Raw genomic sequence first — 17762 nt, forward strand, 5'->3', positions numbered from 1 at the left:
TTGTACACCGCTTGTAAGCAATGTGTTATCGCGCTCTGGCGCTTCAGCCACCGCACATGAAAAAAACGCCCGTCACGATGACGGGCGCTTTTTTGTGCCATCGGCCACCCCGGTTGGGGCGGCCGATGGCCGGCTGACGATCAGGCCAGGCGCTTACGCGGCCTTCTTGGCCGCCAGCTGACGCAGCACGTACTGCAGGATGCCGCCGTGACGGTAAAACTCGCGTTCCTTCGGCGTCAGCAGCATCACGCGCACGGTGAAGGCCTTCTCGCCGTTGGCGCCCTTGGCCACCACGGTTGCTTCCTTCGCCTCGCCGTTCTCAAGACCGGTGATCTCGAACGACTCGTCGCCGGTCAGGCCCAGGCTCTTGGCGCTGTCGCCGTCCTTGAAGGCCAGCGGCAGCACGCCCATGCCGACCAGGTTCGAACGATGGATGCGCTCGAAGCTTTCGGCGATGACCGCCTTCACGCCCAGCAGCAGGGTGCCCTTGGCCGCCCAGTCACGCGAGGAGCCGGTGCCGTACTCCTTGCCGGCCAGCACCACCAGCGGGGTGTTGTCGGCCTTGTACTTCATGGCCGCATCGTAGATGGCCATCTGCTCGCCCGACGGCACATGCTTGGTGTAGCCGCCCTCGACACCGTCCAGCATCAGGTTCTTGATGCGGATGTTGGCGAAGGTGCCGCGCACCATCACATCGTCGTTGCCGCGGCGCGAACCGTAGGAGTTGAAGTTCTTCGGGTCCACGCCACGCTCGATCAGGAAACGGCCCGCCGGGCTGTCCTTCTTGATCGCGCCGGCCGGCGAGATGTGGTCGGTGGTGATCGAATCGCCCAGCAGCGCCAGGCAGCGCGCGCCGTGGATGTCCTCGACCGCTTCCACGTCCATCGTCATGCCTTCGAAGTAGGGCGGATTCTTGATGTAGGTGGAGGCATCGTCCCAGGCGTACTGCTTGCCGTCCGGCGAGGCGATCGCGTTCCAGCGCTCGTCGCCCTTGAACACGTCGGCGTAGCTCTCGGCGAACATCTCGGCGGTGACCGAGCTGGCGATCAGGTCGCTGATTTCCTTGTTGGTCGGCCAGATGTCCTTCAGGAACACGTCCTTGCCGTCCTTGTCCTGGCCGATCGGATCGCTGTCCAGATTGATATCCAGCGTACCGGCCAGGGCGTAGGCGACCACCAGCGGCGGCGAGGCCAGGTAGTTCATCTTCACCTCGGGGTGCACGCGGCCCTCGAAGTTGCGGTTGCCCGACAGCACCGAGGCCACGGCCAGGTCGCCATCACTGATGCCCTTGCTGATCTCGGCCGGCAGCGGGCCTGAGTTGCCGATGCAGGTGGTGCAGCCGTAGCCGACCAGGTAGAAGCCGACCTTCTCCAGCTCGTCCATCAGGCCGGTCTTTTCAAGATAGTCGGTGACCACCTTCGAGCCCGGGCCGAGCGAGGGCTTGACCCACGGCTTGGCGGTCAGGCCACGCGCAGCGGCCTTCTGGGCGACCAGGCCGGCGCCCAGCATGACGGCCGGGTTGGAGGTGTTGGTGCACGAGGTGATGGCGGCGATGACCACGGCGCCGTCCTTCAGGTCGAAGGTTTCGCCATCCTTGCTCACCTGGCTGACGCCGGCTTCGACGGCGGCGGCCGGGTTGCCGACGGCGGTGTCGCCACCTTCATTGGCAAAGCGCTCGGCATCGCCATTCTTCGGCGCACGGTTGGCGGTCAGGCCGCCGACCACCTGGTGATAGTTGTTCTTGACCTCGGTCAGCAGCACGCGGTCCTGCGGACGCTTCGGGCCGGCCAGCGACGGCTTGACCTCGGACATGTCCAGCTCAAGCGTGGTGGTGAACTCAGCTTCCGGGGTGTTTTCGTCGTGCCACAGGCCCTGGGCCTTGGCATAGGCCTCGACCAGCGAGATCTGCTCCTCGCTGCGGCCGGACAGGCGCAGGTAGTTGATGGCCTCGGCATCGACCGGGAAGATGCCGCAGGTGGCGCCGTATTCGGGGGCCATGTTGGCAATGGTGGCACGGTCGGCCAGCGGCAGGTGCTTGAGGCCCTCACCGAAGAACTCGACGAACTTGCCGACCACGCCCAGCTTGCGCAGCATCTGGGTGACGGTAAGCACCAGGTCGGTGGCGGTGGCACCTTCCGGCAGCTTGCCGGTCAGCTTGAAGCCGACCACCTGCGGAATCAGCATGGACGAAGGCTGGCCCAGCATGGCCGCCTCGGCCTCGATGCCGCCCACGCCCCAGCCCAGCACGCCGATGCCGTTGATCATGGTGGTGTGCGAGTCGGTGCCGAACACGGTGTCCGGGTAGGCCCACAGCTGGCCGTCCTTGTCCTGACCCATGACCACGCGCGCCAGGTGCTCCAGGTTCACCTGATGCACGATGCCGGTACGCGGCGGCACCACCTTGAAGTTGGCCAGCGCCTTCTGACCCCAGCGCAGGAAGCTGTAGCGCTCCTGGTTCCGCTGGAATTCGATTTCCACGTTCTTGTCCAGCGCCTGCTCGGAGCCGAATGCGTCTACCTGCACGGAGTGGTCGATGACCAGCTCGGCCGGCGACAGCGGGTTGATCAGCTCGGGATCGCCACCCAGTTGGCCCATCGCGTCGCGCATCGCGGCCAGATCGACCACGCAGGGCACGCCGGTGAAGTCCTGCAGCACCACGCGCGCCGGCATGAAGGCGATTTCGGTATCCGGTTCGGCCTTGGCCTGCCAGTTGGCCACGGCCTCGATTTCCTTGGCCGAGACGGCCAGGTCGTCCTCGTTGCGCAGCAGGTTCTCCAGCAGGATCTTCATGGAGTAGGGCAGGCGCTTGATGTCAAAGCGCTCACCCAGCTTGGACAGGCTGGCGATGGCGAACTGCTTGCCGTTGACCTCTAGCGTGTCGCGGGTGGAAAAGGAATCTTTCATGGCTACTCCTGGCAGAAAGCTGGGATGGATCGGCCGCGCCGAAAAGGCATCGGCAGCGGGCAAATGAACCGACTTATCGCTGCAATTATCGCTCAAAAGCGGTATGCAGCGCGAATCTGGCGGCCTCGGCGGCGGTGCTTGCCCATCATCGATGCTGCCGATGTCGCTACAATGAACGCTGGATATCAGGCGCCTGTGGCGATCGGTTTTGATGCCGCCGCAGGCGCTTTTTTACTTCGCTTCATATGGTGCTATTGCCGGGGCAGTGGCACAAACGGATTTGATGGCATGCAGCGTTCGAATATTTCGATGGCCCTGGCCGCGGTGTCGCTGCGCGATCTGGTGCTGGTGCAGGCGGTGGCGGCCGAGGGCAGCTTCAACCGCGCCGCGCGGCTGATGCATATCAGCCCCTCGGGCCTGTCGCATCAAATCCAGAAAGTCGAGCAGGCGCTCGGCGCGCCGTTGTTCGAACGTGGGGGTCGGCGCATTCTGCCGACCGCCGCCGGGCAGCGCCTGTTGGCGCATGTCGATGCCGTGCTCAAGGCCGGCGAAGACCTTGAACACGCCGCGCAGGCCGCTGGCGCCGCGTTTGGCGGTGAGTTGCGTCTGGGCGTGCCATCGACGCTGGGGCCGTATCTGTTGCCGCATCTGATCGAGCCGTTCCCGCAGCGCTTTCCCGGTGCGCGCCTGACCTTGTCCGAGGGCAAGCCGCGCGGCCTGCTGCGACGCCTGCACGAAGGCGAGCTGGACGCGGTGCTGGCGCCGCCGACCGAGCATGCGCGAGGCATCGCCGCGCAGGCGGTGTTCTTCGAGCGCTACGAGTTGTTGTTCAACCAGGCGCACGCACTGGCCGGCACGCCGGCGGTGGCGCTGTCGGCGCTGCGTCCGGAGGAGGCCACCTTGATGGCCGAAAGCCACGTCTCCGGGGCGCTGGGCGCCCTGGATGGCGCGCTGGATGAGGCCAGCGAACGCATCCAGGATGTCAGCCTGGAAAGCCTGGCTTCCCTGGTCGCCCTGCGCGGCGGCTATACCCTGGTGCCGGTGCTGGCGCGCGAGCGTCTGGCCTCGATTCCCGGCATCACGCTGTCACGCGTGCAAGGCGAAGCGGCCGGGCGCGATATTGCGCTGTACTGGCGCCAGACCACGCCCTGGGACGAGGATGTGGCCCGCTTCGCCGAGTTATTGCGTGACATGGCCGGCGCGGCCGACGGCCTGCGCGTGATCGGCGCCTGAGCGATCAGCCGTTGTCGATGGTGGCGCCGGTGAGCATGCCTCGCGCCAGCATGGCGCACTGGCGGCGCTTGATCAGCAATTGCCACTGACGGCCGCCAATCTGGCGCCACAGCACCGCGGCGCGCACCGCGGCCAGCAGCGCGGCGCGGATGCGCTCGACCACTGGCTGCTGCTGCAGCTGCAGCGGCGCGCCGGAGACCAGCACGCGCGGGCGCAGCGTGGACAGCGTGGAGACGTACAGCTCGGCCAGGCGACCGGCGACGGTGGCGTGCATCAGGCCGAAATGATCGACCTGACGCTGCGTGGCAAGGATGCCTTCGTGCAGTTTCTCCAGCATGTCGGCGCGGCCGGCCAGGCTGCGCTCCAGGCGCAGCACGGTGACGGCCATGCGCATGCGTGTCATGTCGCGCTGGCGATCGCCGTCAAGCTCACTAATCAGCGTGCGCAGACCCAGCCGCACGCCGGGTACACCGTCGAACACACCGGCCACATCCGGGGCGTCGATGCGAAATACGCTGCGCAGGCTCGCTTCCAGCGCCACATCGTCACAGCGGCCGTCATTGGCCAGCTGGTGGACCAGGCTCACCGCCTGGAAAACGCCGGCCAAGGCCAGTACGCGTTCTTCGTTCATGCTTGCTCCATGCCACCGAAAACCGCATCGGTGGTGTCGATAATGCCGCCGCCCAGGCAGACCTCGCCGTCGTAGAACACCACGGACTGGCCGGGAGTGACCGCGCGCTGCGGCTGCTCGAACACCACCTGCGCGATATCGCCCTGCAGGGTGACGGTGCAGGCCTGGTCGGGCTGGCGGTAACGTGTCTTGGCGCTGCAGGTAAATGACCGCCCCGGCGCCTGCCCAGCCACCCAGGTCAGGGCGCTGGCGCTCAGCCGGGTCGATTGCAGGTACTGGTTGGAGCCGCCCTGGGCGACATAAAGAATGTTTCTGGCCACGTCCTTGCCGACCACATACCACGGCTCGTTGGAGGCGCCGCGCATGCCGCCGATGCGAAGTCCGTTGCGCTGGCCGAGCGTGTAGTACATGACGCCGTCATGCTGACCCACGCTCTGGCCATCCGGTGTCTGCATGGGGCCGGGTTGGGCCGGGATGTATTGCGAGAGAAAGTCGCGAAAGTTGCGTTCGCCGATGAAGCAGATGCCGGTCGAATCCTTCTTGGCGTGCGTGGCCAGGCCGGCCTCGCGGGCCAGGCGGCGCACCTCGGTTTTTTCGATTTCGCCGACCGGAAACAGCGTGGCGGCCAGCTGCGTTTGACCCAGCGCGTGCAGGAAGTAGCTCTGGTCCTTGCCCTGATCGCGGCCGCGCAGCAGGCGCCACTGGCCGTCGCGCTGATCGACGCGCGCATAGTGGCCGGTGGCGATCTTCTCGGCGCCCAGCGCCTGGGCGTGCTCCAGGAAGGTCTTGAACTTGATCTCGCGGTTGCACAGCACGTCCGGGTTGGGCGTGCGGCCGGCGCGGTATTCGGCCAGAAAGTGCTCGAACACGCCGTCCCAGTATTCGCTGGCGAAATTGCGCGCATGAAATGGCAGACCAAGCAGACCGCACACGGCCACGGCGTCCTTGCGGTCGAGTTCGGCGCGGCACGGCCCCGAGCGCTCGTCTTCTTCCCAGTTCTGCATGAACAGGCCTTCGACCTCGTGGCCAGCCTGTTTCAGCAATAGCGCGGCGACCGACGAGTCAACGCCGCCGGACACGCCCAGCATCACTTTCATGCCTGCACCGCTCCAGCGGCGACGTGGCGCACCACCTCCAGCGGTAGGCGGCGTCCGGCCAGCCATTCGTCGATGCTCATCAGCACCAGCGGGCTGCGCAGTGCATCGCCGAGGCCGGCGATTTCGGATCGATCCAGCCACAGTGCACGGTGGATGCCATCGTCCAGCGTGTGTCCCTCGCGTTCTTTGAGGGCGCGGGCGGCGAACGTGAAGCGCACGATGTGATCGCCATGCGTGGCGCTGTACCACTGGTGCACACCGACAAAGTGCTCAAGCTCGACGTCCCAGCCGGTTTCTTCCAGCGTTTCGCGCAAGGCCGCCTGCTGCAGGCTTTCGCCTGGCTCCAGGTGACCGGCTGGCTGGTTGTAGCGCACACGGCCATGAATGTCTTCTTCCACCATCAGATAGCGCGGGCCGTCGGCCACCACGGTGGCCACGGTAACGTGCGGGCACCAGACCTCGGCGCTGGCGGATGGGGAACTGGGAGCGTGCATGGTGATCAAATGGTCCTGAAGATCGGCTCTGGAAATGTGCCATTGTGCCACTACTTGGGTAATGAGCCGATCACACATGGTCCCTTCGGGGCGTGAAGGGTCGGCACGTATACTTGGAGCCATTCACAGCGATCAGGAACGGTGCTGTCACCGATGAACCACTCTCCCGACCACGATCACGACCATGACTCGGAACACGAGCACGGCGTCGCCGTCGAGAACTCACGACCGGAGACGGCCAAGCCGCCACTTTTTCAGGTCGTACTAATAAATGACGACTTCACGCCGATGGACTTTGTAGTGGAGGTGCTGCGCACGTTCTTCTCCCTGGATCAGGAGCGGGCGGTGCAGGTGATGCTGCACGTACACACCCGGGGCAAGGGCGTGTGCGGCGTATATACCCGCGAAGTAGCCGAAACCAAGGTCACTCAGGTCAATGAGTATTCACGCACCCATCAGCACCCTTTGTTGTGCACTATGGAAAAGCTGTAGCCGTCCCCATCTTCGGGGCTAGAGAACCATTCAAGCGGAGAAGGTCCACATGTTCAGCAAGGATCTCGAGCTCACCATCGGCCACTGCTACAAGGAGGCCCGTGAGCAGCGCCACGAATTCATGACCGTGGAACACCTGCTGCTGGCCCTTATCGACAACGCCTCGGCCTCGACCGTGCTGCGTGCCTGCAATGTCGATACCGACCGGCTGCGCCAGGAGCTGCGCCGCATCATCGGTGAAACCGTGCCGGTGCTGCCGGCCGGCGATGAGCGCGACACCCAACCCACGCTGGGCTTCCAGCGGGTATTGCAGCGCGCCGTCTATCACGTGCAGTCGTCCGGCCGTAAGGAAGTGACCGGCGCCAATGTGCTGGTGGCCATCTTCGGTGAAAAGGACTCCCACGCCGTGTATTTCCTGCACCAGCAGGAGGTCACGCGCCTGGACGTGGTCAACTACATCTCGCACGGCATCGCCAAGATCGGCGATGAGGCACAGTCGGCTGCCGCCGCCGAGCAGGCCGAGGGCGAGGAAGTGGCCGGCGAGGCCAAGTCCAACCCCTTGAGCGAGTACGCCAACAACCTCAACGAGCTGGCCGCCGAGGGCAAGATCGATCCGCTGATCGGTCGCCACGAGGAAGTCGAGCGCACCATCCAGGTGCTGTGCCGCCGGCGCAAGAACAACCCGCTGTACGTGGGCGAGGCCGGTGTCGGCAAGACGGCGCTGGCCGAAGGTCTGGCCAAGCGCATCGTGGAAGGCTCGGTGCCCGAGGTGCTGGCCGATGCCACCATCTGGGCGCTGGACCTGGGCGCGCTGGTGGCCGGCACCAAGTATCGCGGCGATTTCGAAAAGCGCCTGAAGGCGGTGATCGGGCAGCTCAAGAAGGAAGAAAACGCGGTGCTGTTCATCGACGAGATCCACACCATCATTGGTGCGGGCTCGGCCTCGGGGGGCACCATGGATGCGTCCAACCTGATCAAGCCCATGCTGGCCTCCGGCGAGCTGCGTTGCATCGGTTCGACCACCTTCCAGGAGTTCCGCGGCATCTTCGAGAAGGACCGCGCGTTGGCCCGTCGTTTCCAGAAAATCGACGTGGTCGAGCCGACCATTGCTGACAGCGTGGCCATTCTCAAGGGGCTCAAGAGCCGCTTCGAGGCCCATCACAGCGTCGAGTACAGCAACGAGGCGTTGCAGGCGGCGGTGGATCTGGCGGTCAAGCACATCCCTGATCGCCTGCTGCCGGACAAGGCCATCGACGTTATCGACGAGGCCGGCGCCCGCCAGCGCCTGCTGCCCGAGGACGAGCGTACCGGCAAGGTCGGTGTACCCGAGATCGAGTACATCATCGCCCGCATGGCGCGCATTCCGCCCAAGCAGGTGTCGGCGTCCGATCGCGATGTACTTAAGAACCTGGAGCGCAACCTGAAAATGGTGGTGTTTGGCCAGGATCCGGCCATCGAGGCGCTGTCGGCCTCGATCAAGATGGCGCGCTCGGGCCTGGGCGATCCCAAGAAGCCGATCGGCAGCTTCCTGCTGGCCGGCCCTACCGGCGTGGGCAAGACCGAGGTCACCAAGCAGCTGGCCATGCAGCTGGGCATCGAGATGATCCGTTTCGACATGTCCGAGTACATGGAAGCGCATTCGGTGTCGCGGCTGGTCGGCGCGCCTCCGGGCTACGTCGGTTTCGACCAGGGCGGCCTGCTGACCGAGGCGGTGACCAAGCACCCGCACTGCGTGCTGTTGCTGGACGAGATCGAAAAGGCGCATCCGGATGTGTTCAACATCCTGCTGCAGGTGATGGATCGTGGCGCGCTGACCGACACCAATGGTCGCGAAGCGAACTTCAAGAATGCGATCCTGATCATGACCACCAATGCCGGTGCCCAGCTGGCGTCACGCCGCACTATCGGCTTTGTCGAGCAGGATCATTCGCCCGATGCGCTGGAAACCATCCGCCGCAGCTTCACGCCGGAGTTCCGCAACCGCCTGGATGCCATCGTGCAGTTCAAGGCGCTGGCCTTCGAGCACGTGCTGCGCGTGGTGGACAAGTTCCTGATCGAGCTGGAAGCCCAGCTCAACGAGCGTCACGTCACGCTGGATGTGGACGCCGATGCGCGCCAGTGGCTGGCCGAGCGTGGTTTCGATCCGCAGATGGGCGCACGTCCCATGACCCGCGTGATCCAGGACCACATCAAGCGTCCGCTGGCCGACGAGCTGCTGTTCGGCGCGCTGGCCGAGGGCGGCCGCATCAAGCTCAGTGTCGAGGATGACGAGCTGAAGGTGACCACGGAGGCCGGCGAGCATCTGCCGGCGGTGGTCGAGTAAGGCACCAACTGTCCCGGTCCGGCCGTGGCGCCGGGCCGGGATATGTTTTTTCGCGCACGACAAAAAGACCGGCAAGGCGAGGCCCTGCCGGTCTTTTTTGCCTTGCAAGCCTCGCGGCAGGCGCCGGAGTGCCGCGCGACTTACTTCATGCGGTAGGTGATGCGACCCTTGGTCAGGTCGTAGGGCGTCATCTCGACGCGCACACGGTCACCGGTGAGGATGCGGATGTAGTGCTTGCGCATGCGACCGGAAATGTGGGCGGTGATGACGTGGCCGTTTTCCAGCTCCACGCGGAACATGGTGTTGGGCAGGGTCTCAAGGACCGTGCCTTCCATTTCGATAACGTCGTCTTTGGCCATATAAGCGAAAATCAGCAAGGTAAGGGTGCGGCAGATACAGCCGCGGAAGCCCGCCATTCTGCCACGTCAGGGCCCAAGGTTAAAGTTTGACCATCATCCAGGCGCTCGCTCGAGCCTGCCTCAAGCCAGGTATTCGTCAAGCTTACGGGCAATTTCCTGTTCGATCATGGGCTTGAGCGGCGACAACAGCATGCCCAGCTTGGCGCTCACGTTGACATGGGTGGGTTCGACCGAGATCGCACCGTCCACGCCGCTGCGCTGAAATTTCAGCGTGTCTCCTTCCCAGTGCGTACTCACGTCGAACTTGGCCTGCATGCGTGCAGCGACCTTTTCGACCACGTCGCGGGCGCCCTCCTTGCCGAGGGAGTGCGAGCGGGAGATGTCGATGCTGGGCATAAGGGCTAATCCATGGCGGTCGGGTCAAGACGCGCATCTTAACAATGTCGATATGACGCGCGGTGAACAGCACCCGCCAGCGGTATGCTTGGCTTAAACTGACCTGTCACCGCACCGTCCGTCGGCTTCGGCCAAGGTTCTTAAGCATCCCTGCATGCATATCGAATTCGCCCATCCTTCCCGCGAGCCCCATGTCTGGCGCGAGCATCTGCGTATTGGCAGTGCGGCGGACAACGACCTGGTCTTGCGCGAGCATGGCGTGGCGCCCCATCACCTGCGTGTGCATGACGATGCGCGCGGACTGTGGCTTGAGGTGGAGCCGGGCGCAGGGCGGGTTTACGTCAACGCGCGTCCGGTACGCGAGCGCGCGTTGCTGCGCCCGGGCGACTGTCTTGGCGTGGGCGAGTGCCGCTTGTGGCTGGTCAGCGAGCGCACCGAGGCAGACCTTGCAGAGGACGCCCCCGAGGCGCGCCCCGAGGCGATCTCACTGCGCGCCGTGGCCGGTCCGTTGTCCGGTCGCGCCTGGTCGGTGGGTGAGGGGTTTGTACTGGGTGAAGGTGGCGCACAGCCGCTCAGCCTGCCCGATGCCCGTGCACAAGGGCGCGTCGAGCTGGGCTGGCGCGACAATGCGCTGTGGGTCAGCGCCGAGGTGCCCGAGCGTTATGGCCTGCGCGTGAATGGCCAGGGTGTGCGCGAGGCGCGTCTTCGCAACGGCGATCATCTGGGTGTCGGCGCACACCGCTGGGTGATCGATGCCTGGACCATGGGCCGACCCATCGCCGAACCGGAACCGGTGGCGGCAGCGCCCCTGCATTTGCCCGAAGATGATGCCGGTCCGCGCGGCGAAGTGTGGTGGCTGATCGTCACCGCGGCGGCGCTGGGTTTGATCATTGCGTTGCTGGTGATCATCCGGATATGACGCACCGCCATGAGCGGGCGCTTGTGCCCGCTCCGCGCCGCCGCATAATGGCCGTCGACATTTGTTGATCTGACCAGAAGGCTTGTACGTGTCCCGAGTGTGGAATTTCAGCGCCGGCCCCGCCGCGCTGCCCGAGGCCGTGTTGCGTATCGCGCAGCAGGAGATGCTCGACTGGCGCGGCACCGGCGCCTCGGTGATGGAGCTGTCCCATCGCGGCAAGCCATTCATGGCGCTGGCGGCGGAGGTCGAGGCCGACCTGCGCGAGCTGATGGCCATTCCTGCCAACTACAAGGTGCTGTTCCTGCAGGGCGGTGCCACGCAGCATTTTGCGCAGATTCCGATGAACCTGGTGGCCCCGGGGCAGGGGGCCGATTACCTGATTGGCGGTCACTGGGCGCAAAAGGCCGCGGCCGAGGCGGAGCCCTATGCCCGGGTGCATGTGGCCGGTTCCAGTGAATCGACCGGCTTTGATCGCGTGCCGCAGGTACAGCAGCCCGATCCGGACGCGGCCTACCTGCACTTCACGCCCAACGAGACCATCCAGGGCACCGAGTTTCACACCTTGCCCGACGCGGGCGACGTGCCGCTGGTGGCGGACATGTCCTCGTCGATTCTGTCGCGCCCTGTCGATGTCAGCCGTTTTGGCCTGATCTACGCCGGCGCGCAGAAGAACATTGGTCCCTCCGGCCTGGTGCTGATGATCGTGCGCGAAGATCTGCTTGAACGTGCCGGTCAGCCGATGGCTCGCATCTTCCGCTACGCCGAGCAGGCGGCCAACGATTCAATGTTCAACACGCCCAACACCTGGGGCTGGTATCTGGCCGGGCTCACCTTCCAGTGGCTCAAGGCGCAGGGCGGGCTGGAGGCGGTCGGGGCGCGCAATCGGGCCAAGGCCGATGCGCTTTACGCCGCCATTGACGGCTCGGGTGGCTATTACCGCAACACCATCGAGCCCGGTTCGCGTTCGCGCATGAATGTGCCGTTCCAGCTGCACGACGATGCGCTCGATGCCGCGTTCCTGGCCGAGTCCGAAGCGGCTGGTTTGCTGGCGCTCAAGGGCCATCGCGTGCTCGGCGGCATGCGCGCATCCATCTACAACGCCATGCCGCTGGAAGGCGTCACGGTGCTGGTCGATTTCATGCGCGATTTCGCGCAGCGGCACGGCTGATCGGCCGTGTCATCCAAGGAGTTTGCATGAGCGAGAACGACAAGGCCGATGCTGCGGCCGAACCGGCCGACCTGGCGCCGACGCTGGCGCAGGCGCGCGAGCGCATTGATGCCATCGACCGCAACATCCAGGAGCTGATCGCCGAGCGCGCGCGCTGGGCGCACAAGGTGGGCGAGGCCAAGGGGCCGCTAAAAGCAGCGGTGGATTACTACCGCCCCGAGCGCGAGGCGCAGGTGCTGCGCCGCGTGGTCGACCGCAACGACGGCCCGCTGTCGGATGTGGAAATGGTGCGCCTGTTCCGCGAGATCATGTCGGCGTGCCTGGCCCAGCAGCAGCCCTTGAAAATTGGTTATCTCGGCCCGCAGGGCACCTTCAGCGAACAGGCCGTGCGCAAGCATTTTGGTCACTCCTCGCACGGTATGCCGATGGGCAGCATCGAAGAGGTGTTCCAGGAAGTGGCCGAAGGTACTGCCGATTTCGGCGTGGTGCCGGTGGAAAATTCCGGCCAGGGCACCATCCAGATCACGCTGGACCTGTTTTTGACCTCGCCGTTGAAAATCTGCGGCGAGGTCGAACTGCGCGTGCACCAGAACCTGCTCTCGCGCAACGGGCGTCTGGAAGATATCGAGCGGATTTACTCGCACCCGCAATCACTGGCGCAGTGCAAGAATTGGCTGCGCCAGAACCTGCCCAATGCCGAGATCGTGCCGGTGTCGAGCAATGCCGAAGCCGCGCGCCGGGCGCGCAATGCCGATGACGCGGCGGCCATTGCCGGCGAATCGGCGGCAGCGGTGTACGGCCTGAAACTGTTGGCCAAGGCCATTGAGGATCGCTCGGACAACACCACCCGCTTTCTGGTCATTGGCCGCGAGATTTTCTCGCCCTCGGGCAACGATCGCACTTCGCTGCTGGTCTATATCAAGGATGCGCCGGGTGCGCTGTTCCACGTACTGAGCCCGTTCGCCAATCACGGCCTGAGCATGAACCGCATCGAGTCGCGTCCGGCCCATCAGGGCAAGTGGGAATATGCCTTCTTCATCGATGTGGGCGGCCATGTCGAGGATGAGGCCATGCACGCGGCGCTGGCCGAGCTGGCGCCATATGCCGCGCAGATTCGCATTCTCGGCTCGTACCCGGTGGCGGTACCGTGAGCGGGTCGGCACACGAGGCGCTGACGTGGACCAGCAAGCCAGCGGGCCCGTTGTCGGGCCAGATTCGCATTCCCGGTGACAAGTCGGTCTCGCATCGGGCCATGATGCTCGGTGCGATCGCCGAGGGCATTACCCATGTCAGCGGTTTTCTGGAAGGCGAAGATACCCGTGCCACCGCGGCGGTCATGCAGACGCTGGGCGCGCACATGGAAACCCCTGCACCTGGCCAGCGCATCGTGCACGGGGTGGGTTTGCATGGTCTGCGTGGTGTCGAGCAGCCGCTTGATTGCGGCAATGCCGGTACCGGCATGCGTTTGATTGCCGGTCTGCTGGCCGGACAGGCATTCGACAGCACGCTGGTCGGTGATGCCTCGCTGTCCAAGCGTCCGATGCGCCGGATTACCGATCCGCTGGCAGCGATGGGCGCGCAGATCGAAACGGCACCGGATGGCACGCCGCCGCTGCGCATCCATGGTCGGCGCAAGCTCAAGGGCGTGGAATACACCTTGCCGGTGGCCAGTGCGCAGGTGAAGTCGGCGTTGCTGCTGGCGGGCTTGTATGCCGAGGGCCAGACGCAGGTGATCGAGCCGCATCCCACGCGCGACTACACCGAGCGCATGCTGGCCGCGTTTGCTGCCGATATCGACTTTTCCCCCGGACGTGCCCGCGTGCGCGGCGGCGTGCCGCTGCGTGCCACCGATATTGAAGTGCCGGCGGACTTTTCCTCGGCCGCGTTTTTCCTGGTCGCAGCCAGCATCGTGCCTGGCTCGCACTTGATGCTGCCAGCGGTGGGCCTCAACCCGCGTCGCACCGGCCTGCTTGAGGCCCTGCGCCTGATGGGCGCCAACATCGAAGTGCTGCATGAGCGTGAAGCGGCTGGCGAGCGCATCGGCGATATCCGCGTGCGTTACGCCCCCCTGCATGGAGCGGTGATTCCGCCGGCGCTGGTGCCGGACATGATCGACGAATTTCCGGCCTTGTTCGTGGCCGCCGCGGCCGCCGAGGGCACTACCGTAGTCAGCGGTGCCGCCGAGCTGCGCGTGAAGGAGTCGGACCGCCTGGCGGGTATGGCCATCGGCTTGCGGGCGCTGGGTGTGCGGGTGGAAGAAAGCGATGACGGCGCCAGCATCCATGGTGGTCGCATTGCCGGTGGCCGGGTCGACAGTCTGGGCGATCACCGCCTGGCGATGAGCTTTGCGGCCGCCGGGCTGGTGGCGACGGGGCCGGTGCGCATTGGCGATTGTGCCAATGTGGCCACCTCGTTTCCGGGCTTTACCGAGCTTGCCAACGGTTGTGGCTTCGCGCTGGAAGCGGCCTGAGTAGGGCTGGACACGGCGCGATGCTTGTCGCCGCGACGTGCGTGCCGGTAGGCTGCGCGCACCTGTCAGCGTGAGATGCGATTGCATGGATAGCCCGGTTCCGTTTGTCGTCGCCATTCCCGCCCGCTTTGGTTCCACGCGGCTGCCCGGCAAGCCGCTGCGCACGCTGGGTGGGCGTCCGCTGATCGCGCATGTGGTCGAGCGCGCCTTGGCCGCTGGTGCCGCGCAGGTAGTGGTGGCCACCGACGACGGGCGCGTGGTCGATGCCTTGAAAGGCTGCGATGTGCTGGTGTGCCAGACCCGCGGCGATCATGCCTCGGGCAGCGACCGCATTGCCGAATGCGCCACCCGTTATGGTTGGCCCGAAGACACCATCGTGGTGAACCTGCAGGGCGATGAGCCGTTCGCGCCGGCGGCCGGCATTCGCACCGTGGCCGAGGCACTGGCCGAGGACGGTGTGCCCATGGCCACGCTGGCCGCACCGATCGACACGCACGAGGCGCTGTTCGATCCCAACTGCGTGAAGCTGGTCTGTGACAACCGCGGTCGCGCCATGTATTTCAGCCGTGCGCCGATGCCGTGGGCTCGCGATGCCTTCGCGGCGCACCCGGGCGAGTTGCCGGCCGATGTGCCGTTCCTGCGTCACATCGGCATCTACGCCTATCGCGCCGGTTTCCTGCGCCGTTTTGCCGCGCTGCCGGCCACGCCGCTGGAGCGGGTGGAGTCACTGGAGCAACTGCGTGCGCTGGAGCATGGCTATGCGATTGCCGTGCGCATGACGCCCGAGCCATTTCCGCCCGGCGTGGATACCGAAGCCGATCTCGCCCGTGCCGAGGCGCAGTGGGCAGCCCAACGTGGAGCCATGTAATGCGTATTTTGTTTGTCTGCCTGGGCAATATCTGCCGTTCTCCATTGGTTGAGGCGGTGGCGCGCGAGGAGTTTGCACGCGCCGGTCTGCACTGGTCGGTGGACTCGTGCGGCACAGGCGGCTGGCATGTGGGCGAAGGCGCCGACCCCCGCTCGGCCAAGGCCGGGGCGAGCGCGGGCTACTCGCTGGCGGCGCACCGTGGCCGTCAGCTGTGTGACTCGGACTACCGGGACTTCGACTGGCTACTGGCGATGGATACCGACAATCTGATCGAGATCGAGCGTCGCCGGCCGTTGGGGGCGGCGGCGCAGGTGGGTTTGTTTCTGGATGTGGCGGGTATCGCCGGTGATGGTGAGGTGCCCGATCCCTACTACGGTGGCGAGGCCGGTTTCGCCCATGTGCTGGACCTGGCGCGGACAGGCGTGGAAGGACTGATGCGGCGTTTCGGCGACATCGACTGACTGGCCTCTGAAGCGCGCCGGTTCAACCAGCGTGCCGCGCTACCTTCGGCGAGGCGCTGGCTCTAAAATAAAGCGATGCAGTCATCCCAGACGGCGCCGTTCGACGGCAAGGCCTTTGTCCGCACCCTGACCACTTCTCCCGGCGTCTACCGCTATTTCGGCAGTGACGACGAGCTGCTGTATGTCGGCAAGGCGGCCAACCTCAAGAAGCGGGTTGGCAGTTATTTCCTGAAGCCACGCATGGAGCCGCGTATCGCCTCCATGGTCTCGCAGATTGCGCGTGCCGAAGTCACGCTGACGCGCACCGAGGCCGAGGCGCTGCTGCTGGAATCGCAGCTGATCAAGTCGCTCAAGCCGCGCTACAACATTCTTCTGCGCGACGACAAGAGCTACCCGTATGTGTTTCTTTCCTCGGGCGAGGATTACCCGCGGCTGGCCTTTCACCGCGGCGCGCGGCGCGCGCAGGGGCGTTACTTCGGGCCGTTTCCGAGCGCCTACGCCGTGCGTGAAAGCCTCAATGTGATGCAGAAGCTGTTCAAGGTGCGCCAGTGCGAGGACAGCTATTTCCGCAATCGCTCGCGCCCCTGCCTGCAGTACCAGATCGGCCGTTGCAGCGGGCCGTGCGTCGAGCTGATCACGCCCAAGGCCTACGCCGATGATGTGCGTCACGCCGAGATGTTCCTGGAGGGCAAGAGCAGCGCCGTGATCGATGAGCTCAGCGGCGACATGGAAACGGCCTCGGCGGCGCTGGAGTTCGAGCGCGCGGCGATGCTGCGCGACCAGGTGGCTGTGTTGCGGCGCCTGCAGGCCCAGCATCACGTGCAGGGTGCCAGCGCCGACATGGATGTGATTGCCGCGCGTATCGAAGGCGGCATGGCTTGCGTCAGCGTGTTGTTCTTCCGCAACGGCATTGCGCTGGGCTCGCGCGACTTCTTCCCGCGCATGCCGCTGGATGCCGATATCGGCGATCTGCTGCTGCAGTTCCTGGCCCAGTACTACATGGAACGGCCCGTGCCCAAGGAGCTGATCCTGAGCGATGCCGTGGAGGGCCGTGAAGCCTTGGCCGAGGCGCTCAACTCGCGCAGCGGCCACGCCGTGGACATCAAGACTGCCGTGCGCGGCGAGCGTGCACGCTTTCTGGACCTGGCCCGTCGCAATGCCAATGCCGCGATCACCTCGCGCCTGGCCAGCCGGCAGACGTTGGGCACACGCTTCGACGACCTTCAGAAAATGCTGGAGATCGAGCAGCCGCCGCGACGCATCGAGTGCTTCGATATCAGTCACACGCGCGGTGAGCTGACCGTGGCCTCGTGTGTGGTATTCGGGCCGGAAGGGCCGGAGAAGTCGCATTATCGGCGCTTCAATATCAATGGCATCACGCCGGGCGACGACTATGCCGCCATGCATCAGGCGCTGACGCGCCGCTTTCGCAAGGTTGCCGAAGGCGAGGGCGCCAAGCCGGACATTCTGCTGATCGACGGCGGCGCCGGACAGGTCAAGCAGGCACTGGACGTGCTGGCCGAGCTGGGTGTCGACGGCATCCGCGTGGTCGGCGTGGCCAAGGGGCCGGCCCGGCGCGCCGGTGACGAAGACCTGATCCTTGCCGACAGCGGTCGCTCTCTGCATCCGGGGCCGGCCTCGCCCGGCTTGCACCTGGTGGCGGCCGTGCGCGACGAGGCGCATCGCTTTGCCATCTCCGGTCACCGCAAACGCCGCGAGAAGGCGCGCGAGCGCAGTTCCCTTGAGGACGTTCAGGGCGTTGGTGCCAGGCGCCGCACGGCGCTGCTGAAGGCATTTGGTGGGCTTGGTGGCGTGGAGGCTGCCGGGGTCGAGGAGCTGATGCAGGTCAAGGGCATCGATCGCGGCTTGGCTGAACGAATATACGCCGCACTTCACGGTTGAGGCCGGGCTTGCCAGTCAAGTCCGGGCCAACGCGGTAAAGTGTCG

16 protein-coding genes are annotated in these 17762 nt (G+C 65.3%); 10 read left to right on the forward strand and 6 right to left on the reverse strand.

What is annotated here, in order from left to right:
* Positions 1-153: 153 nt before the first annotated feature.
* Entirely contained in the window at positions 154-2904 is a 2751-nt protein-coding gene (gene acnA / locus HBF24_RS06685; RefSeq protein WP_167170773.1) for an aconitate hydratase AcnA, read from the reverse strand.
* A 288-nt stretch (positions 2905-3192) separates the two neighbouring features.
* Between acnA and HBF24_RS06690 the strand changes: the two genes are divergently transcribed.
* Complete coding sequence (locus tag HBF24_RS06690) at positions 3193-4137, forward strand: LysR substrate-binding domain-containing protein (protein WP_167170776.1); 945 nt, start codon at positions 3193-3195, stop codon at positions 4135-4137.
* Between the two features lie 4 nt (positions 4138-4141).
* Here the strand turns inward: HBF24_RS06690 and hflD are convergent, their stop codons facing one another.
* The 3 genes from hflD to HBF24_RS06705 are packed head-to-tail and all read right to left on the reverse strand — an operon-like array spanning position 4142 to position 6359.
* Positions 4142-4768 carry a high frequency lysogenization protein HflD gene (hflD, locus tag HBF24_RS06695; protein WP_167170779.1) on the reverse strand — a complete coding sequence of 209 codons (627 nt, stop codon included), beginning with the start codon at positions 4766-4768 and terminating at the stop codon, positions 4142-4144.
* Positions 4765-5865 (reverse strand): tRNA 2-thiouridine(34) synthase MnmA, encoded by a 1101-nt coding sequence (gene mnmA / locus HBF24_RS06700; protein WP_167170781.1) that lies wholly within the window; start codon positions 5863-5865, stop codon positions 4765-4767. Before mnmA ends, hflD begins: the two co-directional genes overlap by 4 nt.
* On the reverse strand, positions 5862-6359 hold the full coding sequence (locus HBF24_RS06705) for an NUDIX hydrolase (protein ID WP_167170784.1): 498 nt from the start codon (positions 6357-6359) through the stop codon (positions 5862-5864). Before HBF24_RS06705 ends, mnmA begins: the two co-directional genes overlap by 4 nt.
* 153 nt (positions 6360-6512) lie before the next feature.
* Between HBF24_RS06705 and clpS the strand changes: the two genes are divergently transcribed.
* On the forward strand, positions 6513-6851 hold the full coding sequence (gene clpS, locus HBF24_RS06710; protein ID WP_167170787.1) for an ATP-dependent Clp protease adapter ClpS: 339 nt from the start codon (positions 6513-6515) through the stop codon (positions 6849-6851).
* A 49-nt stretch (positions 6852-6900) separates the two neighbouring features.
* Positions 6901-9174: an ATP-dependent Clp protease ATP-binding subunit ClpA gene (clpA, locus tag HBF24_RS06715; RefSeq protein ID WP_167170790.1), complete on the forward strand. Its 2274-nt coding sequence runs from the start codon at positions 6901-6903 to the stop codon at positions 9172-9174.
* A gap of 140 nt (positions 9175-9314) precedes the next feature.
* Here the strand turns inward: clpA and infA are convergent, their stop codons facing one another.
* A complete protein-coding gene (gene infA / locus HBF24_RS06720; protein WP_167170793.1) occupies positions 9315-9533 on the reverse strand; it encodes a translation initiation factor IF-1 in 219 nt (72 codons plus the stop codon).
* A gap of 120 nt (positions 9534-9653) precedes the next feature.
* The gene (locus HBF24_RS06725; protein WP_167170796.1) at positions 9654-9929 is read right to left on the reverse strand and encodes a polyhydroxyalkanoic acid system family protein; all 276 of its coding nucleotides are present in this window, start codon (positions 9927-9929) and stop codon (positions 9654-9656) included.
* 154 nt (positions 9930-10083) lie between these two features.
* Between HBF24_RS06725 and HBF24_RS06730 the strand changes: the two genes are divergently transcribed.
* The 7 genes from HBF24_RS06730 to uvrC all read left to right on the forward strand — a co-directional run bounded on the left by HBF24_RS06730 (position 10084) and on the right by uvrC (position 17717).
* Positions 10084-10848: an FHA domain-containing protein gene (locus HBF24_RS06730; protein ID WP_167170799.1), complete on the forward strand. Its 765-nt coding sequence runs from the start codon at positions 10084-10086 to the stop codon at positions 10846-10848.
* Between the two features lie 88 nt (positions 10849-10936).
* The gene (gene serC / locus HBF24_RS06735; RefSeq protein WP_167170802.1) at positions 10937-12016 is read left to right on the forward strand and encodes a 3-phosphoserine/phosphohydroxythreonine transaminase; all 1080 of its coding nucleotides are present in this window, start codon (positions 10937-10939) and stop codon (positions 12014-12016) included.
* A gap of 26 nt (positions 12017-12042) precedes the next feature.
* The gene (pheA, locus tag HBF24_RS06740; protein WP_167170804.1) at positions 12043-13167 is read left to right on the forward strand and encodes a prephenate dehydratase; all 1125 of its coding nucleotides are present in this window, start codon (positions 12043-12045) and stop codon (positions 13165-13167) included.
* Positions 13164-14486, forward strand: coding sequence for a 3-phosphoshikimate 1-carboxyvinyltransferase (gene aroA, locus HBF24_RS06745; RefSeq protein ID WP_343162725.1), 1323 nt, complete (start codon positions 13164-13166; stop codon positions 14484-14486). The genes pheA and aroA overlap by 4 nt, the downstream gene beginning before the upstream one ends.
* A gap of 85 nt (positions 14487-14571) precedes the next feature.
* Positions 14572-15354 carry a 3-deoxy-manno-octulosonate cytidylyltransferase gene (gene kdsB, locus HBF24_RS06750; RefSeq protein ID WP_167170807.1) on the forward strand — a complete coding sequence of 261 codons (783 nt, stop codon included), beginning with the start codon at positions 14572-14574 and terminating at the stop codon, positions 15352-15354.
* Positions 15354-15815: a low molecular weight protein-tyrosine-phosphatase gene (locus tag HBF24_RS06755; RefSeq protein ID WP_167170810.1), complete on the forward strand. Its 462-nt coding sequence runs from the start codon at positions 15354-15356 to the stop codon at positions 15813-15815. Before kdsB ends, HBF24_RS06755 begins: the two co-directional genes overlap by 1 nt.
* Positions 15816-15890: 75 nt before the next feature.
* Positions 15891-17717, forward strand: a complete 1827-nt coding sequence (gene uvrC, locus HBF24_RS06760) for an excinuclease ABC subunit UvrC (RefSeq protein ID WP_167170813.1) — start codon at positions 15891-15893, stop codon at positions 17715-17717.
* The last annotated feature ends 45 nt before the right edge of the window (positions 17718-17762 follow it).

Origin of the sequence: Oleiagrimonas sp. C23AA (assembly GCF_011759385.1) — a bacterium.
In the GTDB taxonomy this organism is placed as follows: Bacteria; Pseudomonadota; Gammaproteobacteria; order Xanthomonadales; family Rhodanobacteraceae; genus Oleiagrimonas.